This window comes from Paenibacillus sp. Y412MC10 (assembly GCF_000024685.1).
Classification (GTDB): Bacteria; Bacillota; Bacilli; order Paenibacillales; family Paenibacillaceae; genus Paenibacillus_AQ; species Paenibacillus_AQ lautus_A.
On sequence record NC_013406.1, the window covers coordinates 2,086,882 to 2,107,314 of the forward strand.

Annotated in this window: 19 protein-coding genes and 1 other RNA gene; 18 read left to right on the top strand and 2 right to left on the bottom strand. The window is 51.2% G+C overall.

The window, feature by feature from the left end:
• The first annotated feature begins 1 nt into the window (after position 1).
• From recO to GYMC10_RS08910, 10 genes are all read left to right on the top strand, one after another.
• Positions 2 to 757 (top strand): DNA repair protein RecO, encoded by a 756-nt coding sequence (gene recO / locus GYMC10_RS08870; protein ID WP_015734203.1) that lies wholly within the window; start codon positions 2 to 4, stop codon positions 755 to 757.
• A gap of 370 nt (positions 758 to 1,127) precedes the next feature.
• The gene (gene glyQ, locus GYMC10_RS08875; RefSeq protein WP_015734204.1) at positions 1,128 to 2,015 is read left to right on the top strand and encodes a glycine--tRNA ligase subunit alpha; all 888 of its coding nucleotides are present in this window, start codon (positions 1,128 to 1,130) and stop codon (positions 2,013 to 2,015) included.
• Positions 2,008 to 4,083: a glycine--tRNA ligase subunit beta gene (gene glyS / locus GYMC10_RS08880; protein WP_015734205.1), complete on the top strand. Its 2,076-nt coding sequence runs from the start codon at positions 2,008 to 2,010 to the stop codon at positions 4,081 to 4,083. The genes glyQ and glyS overlap by 8 nt, the downstream gene beginning before the upstream one ends.
• A 214-nt stretch (positions 4,084 to 4,297) precedes the next feature.
• Positions 4,298 to 4,774 carry a YaiI/YqxD family protein gene (locus tag GYMC10_RS08885; protein ID WP_009592134.1) on the top strand — a complete coding sequence of 159 codons (477 nt, stop codon included), beginning with the start codon at positions 4,298 to 4,300 and terminating at the stop codon, positions 4,772 to 4,774.
• 41 nt (positions 4,775 to 4,815) lie between these two features.
• The gene (gene dnaG, locus GYMC10_RS08890; RefSeq protein ID WP_015734206.1) at positions 4,816 to 6,633 is read left to right on the top strand and encodes a DNA primase; all 1,818 of its coding nucleotides are present in this window, start codon (positions 4,816 to 4,818) and stop codon (positions 6,631 to 6,633) included.
• 42 nt (positions 6,634 to 6,675) lie between these two features.
• Positions 6,676 to 7,806 carry an RNA polymerase sigma factor RpoD gene (rpoD, locus tag GYMC10_RS08895; RefSeq protein ID WP_036666181.1) on the top strand — a complete coding sequence of 377 codons (1,131 nt, stop codon included), beginning with the start codon at positions 6,676 to 6,678 and terminating at the stop codon, positions 7,804 to 7,806.
• A gap of 262 nt (positions 7,807 to 8,068) precedes the next feature.
• Entirely contained in the window at positions 8,069 to 8,827 is a 759-nt protein-coding gene (locus GYMC10_RS08900) for a tRNA (adenine(22)-N(1))-methyltransferase (protein ID WP_041621953.1), read from the top strand.
• A complete protein-coding gene (locus GYMC10_RS08905) occupies positions 8,803 to 9,918 on the top strand; it encodes a Nif3-like dinuclear metal center hexameric protein (protein ID WP_015734208.1) in 1,116 nt (371 codons plus the stop codon). The genes GYMC10_RS08900 and GYMC10_RS08905 overlap by 25 nt, the downstream gene beginning before the upstream one ends.
• A gap of 88 nt (positions 9,919 to 10,006) precedes the next feature.
• An RNA gene (gene rnpB, locus GYMC10_RS31670) (RNase P RNA component class A) lies at positions 10,007 to 10,413 on the top strand.
• 313 nt (positions 10,414 to 10,726) lie between these two features.
• Positions 10,727 to 11,005 (top strand): hypothetical protein, encoded by a 279-nt coding sequence (locus GYMC10_RS08910; protein ID WP_015734209.1) that lies wholly within the window; start codon positions 10,727 to 10,729, stop codon positions 11,003 to 11,005.
• 74 nt (positions 11,006 to 11,079) lie between these two features.
• On the opposite strand, the gene GYMC10_RS08915 is transcribed toward GYMC10_RS08910, so the two are convergent.
• On the bottom strand, positions 11,080 to 13,002 hold the full coding sequence (locus tag GYMC10_RS08915) for a S8 family peptidase (protein WP_015734210.1): 1,923 nt from the start codon (positions 13,000 to 13,002) through the stop codon (positions 11,080 to 11,082).
• 255 nt (positions 13,003 to 13,257) lie between these two features.
• Here GYMC10_RS08915 and GYMC10_RS08920 point away from each other — a divergent pair, with 255 nt between their 5' ends.
• The 6 genes from GYMC10_RS08920 (at position 13,258) to thiI (ending at position 17,968) form a co-directional block, all read left to right on the top strand.
• A complete protein-coding gene (locus GYMC10_RS08920; protein WP_009592128.1) occupies positions 13,258 to 13,764 on the top strand; it encodes a YpuI family protein in 507 nt (168 codons plus the stop codon).
• Between the two features lie 138 nt (positions 13,765 to 13,902).
• Positions 13,903 to 14,127 (top strand): DUF1540 domain-containing protein, encoded by a 225-nt coding sequence (locus GYMC10_RS08925; RefSeq protein ID WP_006209042.1) that lies wholly within the window; start codon positions 13,903 to 13,905, stop codon positions 14,125 to 14,127.
• A 69-nt stretch (positions 14,128 to 14,196) separates the two neighbouring features.
• Positions 14,197 to 14,559, top strand: coding sequence for a hypothetical protein (locus tag GYMC10_RS08930; RefSeq protein WP_009592139.1), 363 nt, complete (start codon positions 14,197 to 14,199; stop codon positions 14,557 to 14,559).
• Between the two features lie 155 nt (positions 14,560 to 14,714).
• Positions 14,715 to 15,404 (top strand): lytic transglycosylase domain-containing protein, encoded by a 690-nt coding sequence (locus GYMC10_RS08935; RefSeq protein WP_041621954.1) that lies wholly within the window; start codon positions 14,715 to 14,717, stop codon positions 15,402 to 15,404.
• Positions 15,405 to 15,572: 168 nt separating this feature from the next.
• The gene (locus tag GYMC10_RS08940) at positions 15,573 to 16,733 is read left to right on the top strand and encodes a cysteine desulfurase family protein (RefSeq protein ID WP_015734212.1); all 1,161 of its coding nucleotides are present in this window, start codon (positions 15,573 to 15,575) and stop codon (positions 16,731 to 16,733) included.
• Positions 16,730 to 17,968, top strand: a complete 1,239-nt coding sequence (gene thiI / locus GYMC10_RS08945; RefSeq protein WP_015734213.1) for a tRNA uracil 4-sulfurtransferase ThiI — start codon at positions 16,730 to 16,732, stop codon at positions 17,966 to 17,968. The genes GYMC10_RS08940 and thiI overlap by 4 nt, the downstream gene beginning before the upstream one ends.
• A gap of 130 nt (positions 17,969 to 18,098) precedes the next feature.
• Here thiI and GYMC10_RS08950 read toward each other — a convergent pair whose 3' ends face one another.
• The gene (locus GYMC10_RS08950) at positions 18,099 to 18,791 is read right to left on the bottom strand and encodes a TerC family protein (RefSeq protein WP_015734214.1); all 693 of its coding nucleotides are present in this window, start codon (positions 18,789 to 18,791) and stop codon (positions 18,099 to 18,101) included.
• 128 nt (positions 18,792 to 18,919) lie between these two features.
• On the opposite strand from GYMC10_RS08950, the gene GYMC10_RS08955 reads away from it, so the two are divergent.
• Positions 18,920 to 19,582, top strand: a complete 663-nt coding sequence (locus GYMC10_RS08955; protein ID WP_036666043.1) for a TerC family protein — start codon at positions 18,920 to 18,922, stop codon at positions 19,580 to 19,582.
• A 258-nt stretch (positions 19,583 to 19,840) separates the two neighbouring features.
• Positions 19,841 to 20,353, top strand: coding sequence for a hypothetical protein (locus GYMC10_RS08960; RefSeq protein WP_015734216.1), 513 nt, complete (start codon positions 19,841 to 19,843; stop codon positions 20,351 to 20,353).
• Positions 20,354 to 20,433 lie beyond the last annotated feature (80 nt).

The window sequence follows — 20,433 nt, forward strand, 5'->3', positions numbered from 1 at the left end:
CATGCTATATCGGGCGGAAGGGATTGTCATCCGCAGCATGGACTACGGTGAAGGGAACAAAATCATTACACTTTGCACCAAAGAATCGGGCAAGGTAGGCGTGCTGGTCAGAGGAGCAAAGAAGGTGAAAAGCCGTCATGCTGCTCTGACGCAGCTGTTTACTTATGGAGAATATGTGTTCTTCCGAAATGGTACCGGGCTTGGCAACTTGAACGCCGGCGAGATTATGGAATCTCACCACGGGCTCAGGGAGGACCTTGTAAAAGCCGCCTATGCTTCTTATGCCTGCGAGCTCTTGGATCGGGTGCTGCAGGATGAGGAGACGGGCGCTTTTTGGTTTCATCAGCTCAAGGCCTGCCTGGAAGCCCTTCAGGAGGATAAGGATCCCCAAATTATCATCAATCTGTATGAGATGAAAATTTTGCAGGCGGCAGGGTACGGGCCGGAGCTGGATGTTTGCATTTCATGCAATCAATCCAGAAAAGACGAAGATATGCTGGTGAGCCCCCGCCTTGGCGGCGTGCTGTGCCGTTACTGCAAACATCTGGATCCGCCGGCGATGGCCATCTCAACCAGAACGTTGAAGCTGCTGCGCCTGTTTGGACGCCTGGACCTGAGGCGGCTGGGCAATGTAGACGTAAAGGACGAAACGAAGGCCGAGCTCAAAAAAGTTATGCGAGCGTTGATGGATATGCAGCTGGGGCTGCGTTTGAAATCGCAAAACTTTTTGGATCAAATGGACAAGTACAACATTTGACGTAAGGTATGGAATGAGGTATTATATTTATCAGTTTATTAGTTTTTTGAATACTGACATGCATTGAACGGGAAAGTAGTGAATAATCGATCCAATGATAGCGAGCCGGGGGCGGTGGAAGCCTGGCGGGAGATATTCATGAACAGGGCACCCGGGAGCATGGTGAAACGATAAAGTGGGTTTTGCTTATCGCTGGAGATCGTCAGATCACTCGGCGGCAAAAGCAAGGCCAAGTAGGGTGGAACCGCGGGAAGCTACAGCTCTCGTCCCTATGTCTGTACAACAGGCGTAGGACGAGAGCTTTTTGTTGTACAGAGAAATGTTAGCATGATGGATTGGATTCGAAAAAGAAAACAAAGGAGCTAAAATCATGAATTTCCAGCAGATGATTTTGACGCTGCAGCAATTTTGGGCGGAACAGAATTGCATCATCGTGCAGCCGTACGACACGGAAAAAGGCGCCGGTACGATGAACCCGATGACGTATTTGCGTTCGATCGGACCTGAGCCGTGGAACGTGGCTTATGTTGAGCCTTCCCGTCGCCCGGCCGACGGCCGCTATGGGGAGAACCCGAACCGTTTGTATCAGCATCACCAATTCCAGGTCATTCTCAAACCCTCGCCTGACAATATCCAGGAGCTGTATTTGGAGAGCTTGAAGCGTCTTGGCATCAATCCGCTTGATCATGACATCCGTTTTGTGGAGGACAACTGGGAAGCGCCAACGCTCGGTGCATGGGGCTTGGGCTGGGAAGTATGGCTCGATGGTATGGAGATCACGCAGTTTACGTATTTCCAGCAGGTTGGCGGCATTGACGCCAATCCGGTGGCTGTGGAGATTACCTACGGCATGGAGCGCCTTGCATCCTACATCCAGGATAAAGAGAACGTGTTCGATCTGGAGTGGGTAGACGGCATTACCTACGGAGACGTGTTCCATCAGCCGGAATTCGAGCATTCGAAGTATACCTTTGAAGTGTCCGACGTGAAGATGCTGTTTACGCTGTTTAACATGTACGAGGAAGAAGCGAATAAAGCGATGAACCAGCATCTGGTGTTCCCCGCGTATGATTATGTTCTGAAATGCTCGCACACGTTCAACCTTCTGGATGCCAGAGGCGCGATCAGCGTAACGGAGAGAACGGGATACATCATGCGCGTGCGCAACCTGGCTCGTCAGGTAGCTGCCACGTATTTGGAGGAGCGCGAGAAGCTGGGCTTCCCGCTGATTAAGAAAGGGGGCGCAGAGCATGTCTAAGGATTTATTGTTTGAAATCGGCCTGGAAGAAGTGCCGGCGAGATTTCTGCGCGCCGCGATGGAGCAGCTTCAGGACAAGTTGGTCAAATGGCTGGAAACTTCCAGAATCGCGCATGGCGAAGTCACGGCATTTGCTACCCCGCGCCGCTTGGCGGTATGGGTTCAGAACGTTGCGGATAAACAAGAGGACGTAAGCGAGGAAGTGAAAGGGCCTTCCCGCAAGATCGCTCTTGATGACAGCGGGCAGTGGAGCAAGGCGGCTCTTGGTTTTGCCAAAAGCCAGGGCGTTGATCCCGAGAGCTTTACGTTTAAGGAGCTCGGCGGAGTCGAGTATATTTACGTGACGAAGAATAGCGTCGGCGTGGATACGAAGTCCATCCTGTCCGAAGGACTGCTTGGCATACTGACTTCGATGACATTCCCGAAAAACATGCGCTGGGGAGCGCACGAATTCAAATTCGTCCGTCCGATTAAGTGGATGGTCGCGATGCTGGGCAGCGAGACGGTAGATCTGGAAATTACGGGCGTGAAGGCCGGTAACGTAACTCGCGGGCATCGTTTCCTTGGCGGAGAAGCCGTAATTCCGGAAGCATCAGCTTACCGCGACGTACTTCGCGAACAGCATGTTATCGTCGACGTGAATGAGCGCCAGGAGATGATCGTTTCGCAAATCCAGGCGCTGGCCCAGGAGAAGGACTGGAATATCGCGATCAAGGATGACCTGCTTGAGGAGGTATTGTTCCTGGTTGAGACTCCAACCGTGCTGTACGGATCGTTCGACTCCTCATTCCTTCATATTCCGCAGGAAGTATTGATTACGTCCATGCGTGAGCATCAGCGGTATTTCCCGGTGCTGGATAAGCAGGGACAATTGCTTCCGTATTTCGTAACGGTTCGCAGCGGGGACAGCCGCTCCCTCGACGTGATTGCGAGAGGAAACGAGAAGGTGCTGCGGGCCCGGTTATCGGATGCGAAATTCTTCTATGAGGAAGACCAGAAGCTTCAGATCAAGGATGCCCTGTCGAAGCTGGAGAGCATCGTTTTCCATGAAGAGCTGGGGACGATCGGCGATAAAGTCCGCAGAATCCGCCGGATTTCGGATCAGTTGTCCGCGAAGCTTAACGTTTCTGCAGACGCAGCGGATTCCGTGAGCCGTGCGGCCGATATTTGCAAATTCGATCTGGTGACGCAGATGGTCTATGAATTCCCTGAATTGCAAGGGGTTATGGGTGAGGATTACGCAAGAAAAGCCGGCGAGAAGGAGCATGTGGCCAAAGCGGTGTTCGAGCATTACCAGCCTCGCTTTGCCGGCGATTCGGTGCCTTCCACGACGGTGGGTTCCATCGTGAGCATCGCGGATAAAATCGACACCATCGTTGGATGCTTCTCCATCGGCATTATTCCGACTGGCTCCCAGGATCCTTACGCACTCCGGCGTCAGGCTGCGGGCATCGTTCAGATCATCTTGGAGCACAAACTTCCGGTGACTTTATCCGACGTGTTCGGCGTGGCGCTCGAGGTTCACGAGAACATTCGCGTATTGAAGCGATCGACTGACGAAATCCGCAAAGACCTTAAGGAGTTCTTCGGGCTTCGCGTGAAGAAGCTGTTGTCCGAAGACCAGCGTTATGATGTGGTGGATGCGGTCATTACGGCCGGATTCGATCATGTGGTGTCCGTCGTATCCCGCGGCCATGCGCTGATGAATGCCGTGGAGAGCGTCCAGGATTTCAAAACGACGGTAGAGTCCTTCAACCGGGTCAGCAATTTGGCTGCCAAGGCGGGCAAGGCCGCTGTCAACGCCGAACTGTTCACGGAATCGGAAGAAAACAAGCTTTATGAAGCTTGGAACGCGATTCGCGCAGATTACCATGCCGCGCTGCAGGCAGCGGACGGCGAACGCTCGCTGTCCTTGCTGAGTGGACTAAGGGAGCCGATTACCGGGTTCTTTGATTCGGTCATGGTGATGGCTGAAGACGAAGCGGTTCGGGCCAATCGCCTTGCGCTGCTCTCTGGAATCGACGGTGATCTGAAGCGGTATGCCGATTTCACGAAATTGGTGTGGTAGTAGTGACAGCATGATTTTGCAAATGGTATAATGTATTGTTCAGTGAAAGCGACAGCCCGCGGTTCAGCGCGGGATGGCGCTTTCGCTATGAACGGACGGATTCAAGCATGGGCAAGGTCATTGTTTATTTGGGCAGCAGGATTTTAATCGGCCAAAGACGTATATAATAATATACAGCATAATAAGGACCCAAGATTAAAGATAAGAGCCGGTGATGCGTATGAACGAAAGCTCCATTTCAATCGTGGTTGACGGGGATGCTTGTCCAGTCAAGAAGGAAATCGCAGAGACTGCTCGTGCATTCCGTGTGCCGGTGCTGCTTGTTTCTTCCTATGATCATCTGCTGCAAGCCGAAGAAGGGGTTACGACGATCCAGGTGGACCGGAGTGATCAAAGTGCGGACCTCTACATCGCCAACCACATATCCAGGGGGGATATCGTGGTGACGCAGGATTATGGACTGGCTGCGCTTGCGCTTGCCAAATCATGCCACGTGATCTCCTTTCGCGGCCGTATTTTCCATAATACGGATATCGATTTCATGCTGGATTCCCGTCACCATCAGGCGAAGGCGAGGAAACAAGGAAGGTATGGCAAAGGGCCCAAGAAACTGCTTGACGAAGACCGGAGGTTTTTTCAACATAAACTGACAAAACTTTTGCGTGAATTGCAGGAGAATGTCCACCCGTAGCGAATACTATTTACGTGCCAAAAGAGATGAAGGTGGTTTGGATGAGTACCGGACAAGGCAATATTCCGGATGATGTCATTGAGGAAGTACTGGCCAAAAGCGATATTGTGGATACGGTCAGCAAATACGTGCATCTTACCAAACAGGGGAAATACCTGAAGGGCTTATGCCCGTTTCACTCAGAGAAGACTCCTTCCTTTACGGTTACACCGGAACGCCAAATCTTTTACTGCTATGGCTGCGGTAAGGGCGGAAACGCCATTAAGTTTAGAATGGAAATCGAAGGATTTTCTTTTCCCGAAGCCGTCAAGACAATGGCAGAAGAGAATGATATCTCGTTGCCGGAAGGTCAAGGAGTTCCCGTAATTCCTCGTAATCCGGAAAAAGAACGTTTGATTGAAGCGTATGAGCTTAGCGCCAAGCTGTACCATTTCCTGCTGAAGAATACGGAACATGGTACGGAAGCCATGAAGTATTTAAGAGCCCGCGGAATGAACGACAAGATGATTGATCAGTTTCAAATCGGTTATGCGCCAGATCGTTGGGACACGCTGGTTCAGTTCCTGACCAAACGCTCCTTTGACTTGAAAGAGATGGAAAGAGGCGGTTTATTATCCGCAAGACATGAACAAGAAGGCTATCTCGACCGTTTTCGCGGACGAATCATGTTTCCGATACATGACCGCAGCGGCAAGGTCATCGCGTTTGCTGGCAGAATACTGGGGGACGGTCAACCGAAGTACCTGAATTCCCCGGAGACACTTCTATTTAATAAGAGCCGCACATTGTACAACCTGCACCAGGCCAAAACATCCATACGCAAATTGCGTCAAATCCTGTTATTCGAAGGATACGGCGATGTCATTTCGTCATGGGAAGCAGGACTGCACAACGGCGTGGCAACGATGGGAACCTCTCTAACGGAAAACCAAGTGGCAATCATGAAATCGGTGGCTGAAGAAGTTGTTGTTGTCTATGATGGCGATAAAGCCGGCATGGCCGCCGCGTCAAAAGTCATTCCAATGCTGGAAGGCGTTGGTCTCAAGGTACGAATCGCTTTGGTGAACGAAGGAATGGACCCGGATGATTATATCCGCAAGTTCGGTCCCGAGCGTTTCAGGCATGTGGTAGAAACAGCCGTTTCAACAACAAAATTTAAACTTATATATCTGAAGAAAAACCATATACTGCTAGAAGAAGATGGTAAAATTGCCTACGCCAAAGAGGCACTGCCCATTATCGCCGTACTGGATTCCTCAACCGAACGGGAGGTTTATTTGAGGGAATTATCCTCCGAGCTTCATCTTTCCTACGAAAGTCTTAAGCAGGATTGCAATCTGCTTCGGCAATCGATGCAAAAAAAGATGGGCGATGGGGATAATAAGGAAAAAAGGTGGAATAATGGTAGGCATAAAAAAGGGCGCCAGCCCGCCCCGGCACTTCTGCCTGCTTACCATGCTGCAGAACGGCGGCTGCTGTCGCTGATGCTGCAGGATGCGGAGGCCGCGCGATACGTTGGCGATCGCCTGGGAGAAGCGTTTAATATTGAAGATCATGCGGCAATCGCTGCTTATCTATATGCTTTTTACGCACAGGGCAAATCTCCGGATATCAGCCGTTTCATGTCATCGCTCCAAGACGATCGTTTGGAAATGACGGTCAGCTCGATCATGATGATGGAAGCACCCGCCGAGTGGAACGTTCAAGTGCTCGATGATTGCATACGCGAGGTGCTGAAATTTCCGCAGCAGAGAGAGATCGACCAGAAAAAAGAAGAAATGATAAAAGCGGAGCGCTCTGGTGATTTTTTGCGAGCCGCGCAAATTGCAAGTGAGATTATCGCCCTAGAAAGACAATGAAGCCCCGCGCATTGCTGTTTCTAGGGAGGAGGGAGTCGAATGATGGCGAATGATCAGCATACTGAACTAGAAACGGAATTTACGCTGGATCAAGTCAAGGATCAGTTGATTGAACAGGGTAAAAAGAGATCCGTATTAAGCTATAAAGATATTATGGAGAAATTGTCGCCATTTGATCAGGACACGGAGCAGATGGAAGAGTTCTATGAGCAGCTGGCCGACCTGGGCATCGATGTGGTAAATGAAAATGACGAAGAGGGCCCTCACCGGCAATCGGGAGATTCCGAATCCCATGATAATGAGGATTTTGGATTTGACGACGATCTTTCACTGCCTCCGGGGATCAAAATTAACGACCCGGTTCGGATGTACCTGAAGGAAATTGGACGGGTTCCGCTGTTGTCCGCGGATGATGAGATTGAGCTTGCCAACCGGATTGAACAGGGAGATGAAGAAGCCAAGCGCCGTCTGGCCGAAGCCAACCTGCGTCTCGTCGTAAGTATTGCGAAGCGTTATGTGGGTCGTGGAATGCTGTTCCTGGATTTGATTCAGGAGGGCAACATGGGTTTGATCAAAGCCGTGGAGAAATTCGATTACAAAAAAGGCTTCAAATTCAGTACGTATGCGACTTGGTGGATTCGCCAAGCGATCACGCGCGCAATCGCGGACCAGGCCCGTACCATCCGTATTCCCGTGCATATGGTAGAGACCATCAACAAGCTGATTCGTGTATCCAGACAGCTTCTGCAGGAGCTTGGGCGCGAGCCTTCGCCGGAGGAAATTGCTGCAGAGATGGAACTCAGCGTTGAGAAAGTCCGGGAGATCATGAAGATTGCCCAGGAGCCGGTTTCGCTGGAAACGCCGATCGGCGAAGAGGACGATTCCCATCTTGGGGATTTCATCGAGGATCAGGAAGCACTCGCTCCTGCTGACGCGGCTGCCTACGAGCTCCTGAAGGAACAGCTCGAGGATGTGCTGGATACGCTGACAGAGCGCGAGGAGAATGTCCTTCGCCTTCGTTTCGGACTCGATGACGGCCGCACAAGAACGCTGGAAGAGGTCGGCAAAGTATTCGGCGTTACGCGTGAGCGGATACGGCAGATCGAAGCCAAAGCGCTCCGTAAGCTTCGTCACCCGAGCCGCAGCAAGCGGTTAAAGGATTTTCTCGAATAGCTTAATCCACGGACCTTCTGCAGTAACGCAGCAGGTCCTTTTTTTCGAATGCAAGCAGGGCGAATGAAGTTTCTTGGTTCTGGAATTTCTTCCTGCATTTGTTGTATTGGTCTTTATTTTAGCTCTTTTCCAGACCCATTGCAAATGACCTGGCACCAGGTTGGATTGCCGGATTTGCGGGTTTGCAGTTTGGTATTGTGTCTGTTAGGGTAATGAATAGATCGTGGATTGAACGAAAATATGGAATGTAAGGGTGTCAGCATTGAAATTATCAATAAGATTAACGAAAATTCTGGAGAAGATTCCGCGCGGCAGCAAACTTGCAGATATCGGTTCGGATCATGCCCTGCTGCCCGTGGCTGCCGTGGAGTGCGGAGCTGCGGTTCAAGCCGTCGCCGGTGAGGTAAATCCAGGACCTTACGATGCTGCCGTCAAGCAGGTCATCGAATCAGGGATGACCGATGTCATCAGCGTGCGAAAAGGGGACGGATTGAATGTGCTCTCGGCCGGTGAGGCCGACGTTATTACCATTGCCGGCATGGGCGGCAGCCTGATTGCAGCGATTCTGGATCGCGGGATCGAGAAGCTGGCCGGCGTTCGCAGGCTTGTTTTACAGCCGAACGTGGGAGAGGATATTTTGCGCAGATGGCTGCATTCCCATGGCTGGGTGCTGATCGAGGAATGGATCCTGGAGGAAGACGGGAAAATTTACGAGGTGCTGGTCGCCGAGCCTTCGGACGGAACGGACCTGACGAATGAACAGGTATACAAGGAAAGGACGATCGGAGACGGTGTCCGGCTTTCTGCGAACTGGCTGTTCCGTATGGGGCCTTGGTTGACGCAATCCCCGAATCCGGTTTTCCACGATAAATGGACGTCGGAGATGGAGAAGATGGGGCATATACTTCAGTCGTTATCGCGTTCGGATCTGCCCACGGCGGCCGATAAGGCGAGCGAGATTCGATCGGATATCGAGTTTATTCAGGAGGTGCTGGCATGCTTGCCAAAGGACAAACCGTAATTCAATACATGGAGCAATTGGCCCCGAAGCACGTGGCCGAACCCGATGACCGAATCGGGCTCCAGCTTGGAACCTTGCAAAAGGACATTCGCACGGTGCTGGTTGCACTGGACGTGAATGATGAAGTGGTGGATGAAGCCATTGAGCTTGGGGCTGATCTGATTATCGCGCATCATGCGATTATCTACCGTCCGCTGAAGCAGCTGCAGACGGATACGCCGATGGGCAAGGTATACGAGAAGCTGATCAAACACGACATCGCGGTCTATGTAAGCCATACCAATCTGGACGTAACCGAGGGCGGCATGAACGATTGGATGGCGGAGGCGTTGGGCATCGAGGATACGTCGCCCATCCATGACATGCATAACGAGCAGCTGTCCAAGCTGGTGGTGTTTGTTCCGAAGAGCCATCATCAAGAGGTGCTGGATGCCGTGCTCGGGGCCGGCGCAGGCTGGATCGGAAATTACAGCCACTGCAGCTTCAATATCGAGGGCTTCGGTACCTTCGTTCCAAGAGAAGGCAGCACCCCTTTTCAAGGTAAAGAAGGAAAGATGGAACGGGCAGACGAGGTCCGGATCGAAACGATCGTTCCCCACACGATTAAGAACAAGGTCATCCAGGCCATGCTGAAGGCGCATCCTTATGAAGAGGTTGCCTACGATCTGTATAACATGGACCTGAAGGGAAGATCCCTCGGTCTTGGACGGGTCGGGAAGCTGAAGGAGCCCCTGATACTGGCTGAGTTGGTCGACGTGGTAAAAGAGAAGCTGGAGGTCCCTCATGTTCGCGTCGTAGGAGAACTCGACCGTACCATACGCAAGGCAGCCGTTATCGGCGGCTCCGGAGGACGCTACATGATGAAGGCGCTGTTTCGGGGAGCAGACGTGCTGGTAACGGGGGATGTGGATTATCATACGGCACAGGACGCGTTGGCCGCAGGACTTACCATCATTGATCCGGGCCACAATGCCGAGAAGATCATGAAAGTCAAAGTTGCCGAGTGGATGGAGCAGAAGCTGCAGGAGCATAAGTACGAAACTCGGGTCGTGGCTTCCCGCATCAACACGGAGCCGTTCCAGTTTGTTTGATTTCGGAATGGGAAAATAATCAGCTGTTGTTAATGTTTAATGGTTGTGTACCGCATGGAATCACGATATAATATGTAATGTTGTCCGGAAAGTTTGACAGACAATCGCTGGCGGCCTCAAAGCCGCGAGAGGAAAGTCCGGGCTCCATAGGGCAGGGTGCTGGATAACGTCCAGTCAGCGCGAGTTGAAGGATAGTGCCACAGAAATGGACCGCCGATGGCCGCCTTAGGGCGGCACAGGCAAGGATGGAACCGAGGTGTAAGAGACCCCGAGGAACGCTGGTGACTTCGTTCCTGGTAAACCCCACCTGGAGCAAGACCTAATGGGACGCAGTCTCCTTCGAGGAGACAGCCTTAGCCCGAGGCGCGTCCGGGTTGGTCGCTTGAGCCGATTAGTAATGATCGGCCTAGATAGATGATTGTCGCTTATGGTGGCAGGGTAGTTCCCGCTATGACCACGAAGAGCACAGAACCCGGCTTACGGAAAACTTTCCCAACTGCACAACGTTTATGAATATGCTAAGGTACAAACGCGTATTTTCTTTTCACTCCTTGTAGGGGGTGTATAGGAAATACGCGTTTTTTCAAGATATCAGAAAGTTAAACTTCGAAGCTTGGGTCTTCCTGATATCGCAAGAAAAACTTCCTCTAACCGCGGTCTGTCTTCCGAGAAAGTACGTCGATAGACGTTTTTCTTCTGGATTTGTGAAAATATTGGGAGATCATGTGCCCTGTACGGATAATCGTCCATACCAAATAGCCCTTGGGATAATAAGCTATAATCATCAACGGAAAGGAGATGCAAACACATGTCTTGTCATAACGATTATCCATGTCCTCCGGTGTCCCCGATTGTGTGCGATCCGATTGTAGTCGTGAGAGACCACTATGTACCGCAAATCGTACCGGTTATTCATCCTATAAAAGTGGTGGATAAGATTCACTGCGTCCCGGTAGAAAAACATCTGTACACGTACAGCGAAGAAGAAGTCGTAACCGAAAATGGAGGCTACGGCGGCGTTACGGTATCCGGCAAGCGTTCCAAGAAAGCTACAGTGCGTACCAGCCGTACCCGCCGGAAGAAATAAATGTGACGGCATTGTCTCGGATCATGAATAGAGCAGCCAACGCGAGAGGCGGAAGCTGCTTTATTCTTTATCTTTTATTCGTTTGAGCCGTTTAATTTGCGGAGCTCTTGCTCCAGATTGCGAAGGGTATGGCCGGGCCACATTTGAAGAGGCACTTCAGGCGCGCCAACCGCTTTCAAGGACTGGAAGATATCGATCTGACCATGACCGTAATATTTATCCCTTCCCTTGTCGCCGAGATCCACCGCTTGGTTGATCATGACGTCCATGACTTCTTGATTGGTCAGGTCAGGATTAAGGGAACGGATGAGCCCCGCCATGGCGGCTGCATGGGGACTGGCCATGGAGGTCCCGGATAGAGCAGCATATTGATTTCCCGGGAAGGTGCTTGCGATATTGGTCCCTGGAGCGGCCACATCGATGTAATCGCCGTAGTTGGAATATTCGGCCCGCTTCTGATTGGAATCCGTTGCGGCGACAGCCAGCACCTCCGGATAGGCGGCAGGATAGCCGGGGCGCTCCGTGTTGTCGTTGCCTGATGCGGCAACAAGCACAACGTCGCGATCATAGGCGTATTTAACGGCATCATGCAGGAACTGGGAGTCGGCATAGTTGCCAAGACTCATATTGATTACCTTGGCTCCGTGATCCGTGGCCCAAATAATGCCTTCCGCGACAGCATAGGTTGTTCCCGATCCGGATCCGTCGAGCGCTTTGACCGGCATGATTTTGTTGTACCAGCTAACGCCCGCAACGCCTTCGCCGTTGTTGACCAGGGCACCGATGATCCCGGCTACGTGCGTCCCGTGACCCACATCATCCAGCGGCTGTTTGTCTTTCTGGACAATGTTGTATCCTTCCACCAGTTGTCCGTCCAAATCGGAATGCTGAAGATCCACCCCTGTGTCAATTACGGCGATGATGACATCTTCGCTGCCTTTGGACAGATCCCAGCCCCGGTTTGTCTCGATGACGGGCAGATTCCATTGATATTCCGAAAACAGGAGATCATTCGGAATATTGACTTGGGCATTCGTCCCATCCGGGAAATCCGAGTTAACCCGGGATTGAGGGCTGCGATCATTGGTTAAATAAATGTAGTGAGGCTCCGTGTATTTGATTTTCCACTTCTGCTGGAAATAGGAGCGAAGCTTCTGGTAATCCATATCTTTGGAACGGAAAACATAGGCATAACCCAGTTTCCTTGGCGTTTCGCATGATATTTCCTTGGAGATATCCAACAGCTGCTGCTTTGACGGTTCATTTTGAAAGGACACCACGATTTCATTTTCGTAAAAATGACTGGCCTTTTCATTATCATGGCCGGTTTTGACGGTGATGTCGGAGAGGGTATCCGCATGGATGGACTCGACCCGGAATTTTCCTTCCTTCGGATACGGAATTAAGCGGAGATTCCGCTTCTGGTGATTGCTTACCTCTTGGAGCACGGCTTGATTGACCAGGGCGGCAGCGCCATATCTGCCATCCTTGGACGGTTCGGCCACAACAAAATAAGGCTGCCCCGCCGCGTTGAATTTGGGGGAATCATAAGGTTCCCCGCGTTTCAATTTCTGCTGCGCCAGTTGAAAATGATGAGCGATCCGATTTTTGTCGGTTTTGCTCATTTTGGGAAGCTGGCCTTGAATGTCCGCCATCTTGTTTTCCTTGAGGTTATACCAGCGTACTTGCTGAAAATGCTTGTGCATCTTTTGCTCTTTCTGCGTATACGCCTTAACTTGCCCCGCGCTGCGCAAAGAATCATTGTTCAGCATTTTGCGGAGGTGTCCCCTGGCATCGAGACGGTTTAATTGATCCGTTGCCTGGATATCGCCCAGCATGGTAAAATGCTTGGCCTTGTTCTCCTGCTGGGGTTTTAAGGGCCGTGACGGTTCAGCCGTTGGAGCCGGCTGTTTCGAGCCGGGGATGAACAGCAAGATCAAAAGCGCGCCAATCACTGACGCTGCCCCTATAATGCTCCAAAAGGTACGAGATTTCACATATTTTCCTCCTCGCCGCATTTCAGGATTGTAAGTAATCTTAGCGTGGGAAGAGTGTATCCTTTTTATGCGTGCAAGAAATCTTTAGTCAATAAGAGTGAATACGCCAAAAAAATGTACTAAAAATAACCTTGTAAGTGTATTCATGATAGGGATTTCGTTATCCCAAAATTTGTGTTAGGATAGTACATATTAGCATGACCGTCAGGCCGTTTTGGCCTGCAGGTCACGACCATTTAAGGGGGATCTATCGTAATGCCAGCAGACAATCTTCAGAAATTATGCTCAGAATCCAGAGAAAAGTTGAAATCTGCTATTTCGATTATGGAAACGTTTTTGAATGAACATGCTTTATCTCAATTGGTAACGGAACAGGACGAGGAAACCGTTCACTTTTACAAAGGATTTCTGTCGGATGTTCGCCATTTGCTCGTATTTTCTGAAGTTTCCTATGAGAAGCTAGGCGTTGTACAGCGTCGCCCTAATTTTGATATCGATTTTGCCGAGAAGGCTTTGTATAATTTGTATCATCGCTGCGTGAACAGCTTCTTCTATCCCAAAAATGAAAGTTATTCCGAAGATGGCCGTTACGCCTACACCGGACAGGATGCCATCCGTTTCCGGAAGAAGCCGGTACGTCCCGCACGTGACGTCATCATGAACATTACCAAGATTTATGAAGAGCTTCGCGACGATCTTGCTTATTACGAGAGCGATTATTTGACGGAGCGCCGGATGCAATCCGAGAGAAGCCACGCTTAGTATAATTATGGAAGACTCAAGAGATGCCAGTCGTTGGCATCTCTTTTTTGCGTTCCGCGCCTAAGGCACCAACTGACAATCGTTATCGTGCATACCGGTCCTAAACATAGGAAAAAATGTTGACGAGGTGATGCTAAAATGGCCAACGAAGCCAAACCATTAGTGAAGTGCAGTGTCAGCAATTGCCATTACTGGGGAGAACAAAATTTATGTCATGCCGAGATGATTATGATCGAGATTGACCGTCATGCGAATGTGAAACTTAACGAAGAGTATGGGGCAGAGCCTTACGTAGACGATCATCAGGATGTTGCTGACAAGTCTTCCGAGACCTGCTGTCTGACCTTCAAGCCGAAGGGCTGACGGGCACAAGCCCCGGATAAAGTCCGGATGCCGGGCACTTTAGGATGATGGAAATGGAGGAAGCGAGCTATGGATAAAAAACATCGCAAAAATAAAATGAAGGTTGTTCAAGGCAAGCGAAACCGGGTAGACTTCCCGCGGAAGGATCACCGCGAGGAATATGCTGCCGAGGTGGCTCCGCCGATGGAAACTTCGGTACGGCATGCAGACGAGGATAAGACGGATCTCTCCACCGGCCGGGCGGTCGGATACGTAGGCCTGGTATTAGGGATTGCCTCCTTGTTCATGTGGTCGGTCATTCTCGGACCTATCGCGGCTGTCGTGGGTTATTACGCATACAGCAAAGGCAGCAGAACGACAGGTGCTTGGTCCATAGGACTCGGCATTCTGGCGACGCTCAGTTATTTTATCTTGATTCCTTTCAGCAGATAATGATTGATTTATTTATCATCGTTTAATATGGGCGGGTCAACCGGGAAGAAGGGTTGCTCCGCTATTTTTTTGTCGAATAGGTATAGCAGATTGTTCCAGTTCCGTGATAAAATAAGGACAAGTTTGAAATTTAACGGCAGAAAGTGAGTTAAACGATGCAAATAGATCCGATATCATGGAAGCAAATGACGGATGTATCACAGATGAATACGAATTCCACCGAATCGTCAGCCGGATTTGTCAATGTGCTGAGCAGCCTGCTTAACGAAGAATCCACTTCCAAACCGGTTGAACGTTCCATGACACAGCTGGCGCCCGGCGTCACCTTTAAGGACGGGCTGTTGTGGCAGCAGTTAGGCGTTGTGAATGAATCCGTTTCGTCGAGCACCTCGATAGAAGCAGTGGTCAACGACACCGGGGGAACAAAGCCTACGACTTTTGAGGATTTAATCACGGCGGCAGGGGAACGCTATGGCGTGCCGGTATCGTTGATCAAAGCGGTCATCGACGCGGAATCCTCGTTTAATCCGCATGCGGTCTCGTCTGCAGGTGCCAAGGGACTGATGCAGCTCATGGATGGTACGGCGAGAGGACTCGGGGTAAGCAACCCTTTTGATCCGGCTCAGAACATCGAGGGCGGCACCAAATATTTGTCCAATCTGATCCAACGGTTTGGCGGAGAGATAGCCATGGTGCTTGCTGCCTATAATGCAGGACCGACACGCGTCGCGGGTTTGGGTGTATCCAGCGATGAAGAGCTGATGTCCGTGGCTCATGAATTGCCCAAGGAAACCCAGGCATACATTAGCAAAGTCATGAACGCCCAGTCGAAATACGCATTGTAGTCCGATTGGGGCGAATAGTAATCTGATAGAGGATCAAACGATAAGCGCCGCTTTGTCCAAGACAAGATGGAGTGCGGCTTTACCGTTTGGTCTTTTTGTGTAAATATAAAGGTCTGGAATCATAAGCTATGCAATCTGCGATGCGTAAGATGGAAAGGGGAAATTACCTTGATATATTGGGATCACGCTGCAACGACCCCTCCTTTTGATGAAGTGGTGGACACGATGGCGGAAGTCATGAAGCTTCATTATGCTAACCCGTCAGCCCTTCATCGTTCAGGCGAAGCGGCCGCCAAATTGCAGAAAAGGGCAAGAGAGGTGTGCGCAGCCGCGCTGGACGTTAAGCCGGATGAGATCGTATTTACGTCCGGGGCAACCGAGGGCAATAACATGGCGATAAAAGGGGCTGCGATGCAGTACAGCAGCCGGGGCAAGCATATCATCACGACGGGAACCGAGCATCCGTCCGTATATGAATGCTGCAGACAGCTGGAAACGCTGGGGTGGGAAGTGACGTACCTTCCCGTGGATGCCGAAGGCATGGTGGATCTGGCTGCCTTGAGCCAAGCGGTCCGTAAAGATACGGTGCTGGTCAGCATCATGCATGTGAATAATGAAACGGGGGCCGTACAGCCGCTGGCGGAAGTGGGGCGTATCGTGAAGGAGCGGAACCCACGCACGCTGCTGCACGTCGATGGCGTACAGGGATTCGGCAAGCTCCCGGTCTCGCTATCCGGGTGGCAGGCCGATTTGTACAGCTTGTCCGCACATAAGTTCAACGGTCCAAGGGGAATGGGGGTGCTGTACATCAGGCAAGGCGTGCAGCTCTTTCCCTTGATATCCGGCGGATCCCAGGAGAGCGGGCATCGGGCGGGCACGGAGAATGTTGCCGGAGCGGTAGCGATGTCGAAGGCCATGCGATTGTCCAGGGAAAATCAGCCTGAGCTTTATGCCAGGATGACGGAGATCAGGGAGCTGCTGTTTCAGGGCATCCGCAAAATTCCGGGCTTGGTGTTAAACAGCAGCGAGCAGAGCGCACCGCACATCATTCATTTTTCGTATCCGGGATTAAAACCCGAGGTGATGGTCCATGCTCTGGAAGAGATGGGCATGCTCGTATCGACCAAATCGGCTTGTTCGTCCAAATTAAGCGAGCCCAGCCGGGTGCTGTTGGCGATGGGAAAAGACATGGAGGCAGCTTCCTCCGGAATTCGTATCAGTCTTGGCAAGGAGCATCAGCTGGGCGATGTAGCGCGGCTGGTCGAGGTATTGGCGAAAGTTTGCGGGAACTTGCGTCCCGTCATAGAAAGAGAGGGTAATCGGAGATGACTTACGATAAACTGCTGCTTCGCTTTGGCGAGTTTACCCTGAAAGGCAAAAACCGCAACCGGTTCGAGAGATCGGTGCTGAATCATATTCGAAGCGTGCTCAGACCGTATCCGGGCGCGAAAATCATCAAGGAATACGGCCGCCTGTACGTCGAGCTTAACGGAGAGTCTCCCGAGGCGCTGATTCAAGTGCTGAAGAAGGTATTTGGCCTGGTTTCCATCAGTCCGGTTCGCGTTTGCTCTTCGGAACCTGACCGCATTATCGAAACAGCGGTTGAATTTGTGGGGCAGAAGGAACTGGAAGGCACGGTAACCTTCAAAGTCAATGCCAGAAGAGTATGGAAGCAATTCCCTCATTCCTCGCAAGAGATGAATCATTTGGTCGGATCTCCATTGCTGCGGACCTATCCCCAGCTTAAAGTGAAAGTGAAGCAGCCCGATATGGAACTGCGCGTGGAAATTCGGGAGAACGAGACGTATTTGTACTATGAAGTGATTCCCGGCGCCGGCGGTTACCCCCTTGGTACGAACGGGAAGGCGATGCTGCTCCTCTCCGGAGGAATTGACAGTCCTGTAGCGGGCTGGTCAGCGATGCGCAGGGGACTTGAAATTGAGTGCGTCCACTTCTACAGCTTCCCCTACACCAGCCAGCTTGCGAAGGAAAAGGTCATGGAGTTAACGAGGCTGTTATCGGGCTATACAGGAAAAATCAAGCTTCACCTGGTGCCGTTTACCGATGTGCAGACCTCCTTTGTCGGCATCGGCCAGGACAATTTGATCATTACTTTTATGCGCAGAGCCATGTTACGGATTGCTTCCTCGCTTGCTGAGCGGGAAGGGGCACTGGCGATCGTGACCGGGGATAGCTTAGGACAAGTGGCCAGCCAAACGCTGCCGAGCATGAATGTGATCGGAAGAGCTACCGAACTGCCGCTGCTTAGACCGCTCGTCATGATGGATAAGAACGACATCATCAACATTGCGATGGACATCGGCACATTTGACACGTCGATTCTGCCGTATGAGGATTGCTGCACGTTGTTTGTTCCTAAATCGCCGACCACCAATCCGAATCTGAAGATTATCGAGAAGGTGGAGGCTTCGCTTACCGAGCTGCCTGCCTTGATTCAAGCGGCGGTTGAAGGCACGGAGACCGTGATCATCACGCCGGACAGTAAGATCGGCGAGCTTGGCGAGAAGCGTGAGGAGCCCGTAGTCAACGAAGACTGGTTCTAAATCGTATGAAGCGGCGGCCGCCATGGCGCCGCCGACAGAGCGTCTTATGCTATTCGACTAGATAAAAAACATAAAAACGCCCCGAGGCTTATCATAAGCCTTGGGGCGTTTTTATAATATGTTGAGACCGTTAGGACAGGGTGGACGACTGACGGCGAGCGGCTGATTTTTTTTTCAGATGTCCTGCCGTCAGCACGCCGATGATGATGGCGGCAATGAACAGATACTTTATAATCTGGTGCCCTTCAAAGTACCCCATAAAATGCTTCTCCTCGGTAATCATGGAGGATGCCGTATATGCAAGCACCGCTGAACCTACATAGATAATCCATGGGAAGCGGTTGATCAGCTTGATGAACAGGGTGCTGCCCCATACCACGATGGGAACGCTGATGAGCAGGCCCAGGGTTACAAGGATCATGTTATGTTTGGCCGCGCCGGCAACGGCAATGACGTTGTCCAGGCCCATGGCGGCATCGGCTACAATGATGGTGCGGATGGCCGCGCCCAGGTTGTTGCCAGCCTTGATATTGCCGTGATCATTATTGTCGTCGGTCAACAGCTTGTAAGCAATGCCGATCAGGAGCACGCCTCCCACAAGCAGAAGCCAAGGGATGTTGAGCAGCCAAACGACAAGGATGGTGGCTATGATGCGGAGAATTACAGCACCTGCCGTACCGTAGATAATGGCTTTTTTCTGGGTTTCCTTCGGAAGATTGCGTGCCGCAAGGCCGATCACGATGGCGTTGTCCCCGGCCAATATCAAATCCAAAAACACAATGTTGATTAGTGCAAGAAAAAATTCAGCGGCTGTGGTTTCCATGAATGTCACTCCTCTTAGAATACGTTCCACCATTAAACAAAGTGGATTTATTATAGGCCTATTTTTCCTGATGTGCAAGCATAGCCTGGACAAAAACCACATATGTGTAGAGTGGGGGTGTTGTTCTGGTGGAGACGATTTTTTTGTTGGGACAAATATTAGTGATCAATCTTGTACTCAGCGGCGACAATGCCTTGGTCATTGCTATGGCCAGCAAGGATCTTCCGGAAATACACCGCAAACGGGCCGTTTGGATCGGGACGGCGGGGGCTGTACTTTTGCGCTGCATTCTGACTTTTGTGGCCGTTCTGCTGTTGAAAATTCCGTTTCTGCAGGCTGGCGGCGCATTGCTGCTCATCTGGATCGCGGTCAAACTGATGATGCAAAAGGAACATGATCCTGCGAGCATGGCCAGGGCTTCCACGATATGGGGCGCGGTCAATACGATTCTGATCGCCGATTTTGTCATGAGCCTGGACAATGTCTTGGCAATCGCGGGGCTTGCCAATGGCGATCTCTCCCTGATTGTCATCGGGATTATATTAAGCATTCCAATTGTTGTATGGGGAAGCGGGATGATCTCCAGGCTGCTTCAAAAGTTTCCCGTACTGCTCTATATAGGTGCCGGTATTCTAGCTTTTACAGCAGGCGAAATGCTCATACAGGATTCTCGCGTCGGCTTGTTGCTGGCTTATTGGATGCCCTATGCGCACAGCTTGCTGCCGATTATCGTTGCGGGTTTCGTTGTTCTCATCGGCGGATTGCAGACGGTAAGACGGACCGGCGCGTAAACGGGGACATTTCTGCAGGCTGCGGTGTTGGACATACTCATGCGGTAGCTGAAACCGGATAGATGGACGACTGTCTCGCGCAGTCGTCCATTTTTTTGTGATGCTAGGCCGATGCCTCGTTGACCGGGCGGGGTAATTTTTAAGCGGAACAAGCTCGGGATATGGTTTTTTTTGTCGGTTTGGGCTAAAATTAACGTAACTGCTTCTGTTAGAAACCGCTGTTTATGGTGATACATATATTGAAGAGAGGGTGATCAAATGTCCTCCAGAAAAGATTTGGCATTGGGTATTTTCATCGTTGTCGCTGGAGTCGTTATTTTGCTCGGCAAGCTTGGCGTGTTCGGATTTCTGGGCAGAACGTTATGGCCGCTCGTCCTGCTGCTGCCGGGTATTTTTTTGCATATCCTGTTTTTTGGTCGCCGGGCTTCTGCCGCCGTTCTGATTCCGGGCGGTATTCTGACGGTATACGGGCTTCTGTTCTTCATATGCAATATGGGCGGCTGGGGACTAATGGCTTCATTATGGCCTGTTCTCATTCTCGGTGTGGCCGTAGGCCTGTTTGAGTATTATCTGTACGAGAGCCCGCGTCCCGGCGCTGCACTGCCGATTGCGCTTGGTTTGACGGCGCTTTCCGTTGTGATATTCATCTTCACCTGGCTTCAGACAGGAGCGTTCTACATTATTGCGCTGATCTTGATCGCTGCGGGCGCTTGGATGATCTTCGGCCGCAATCGTCCGAGACGCAATAATAAATGGAGCCGAGGCTGGTAATCGGGAAGAGGTAAAAGTTGCTGGAAGTTTTCTGAAAAGACTTGATTTTCCCGCTCGTTTACCTATATTATAGGATGTAT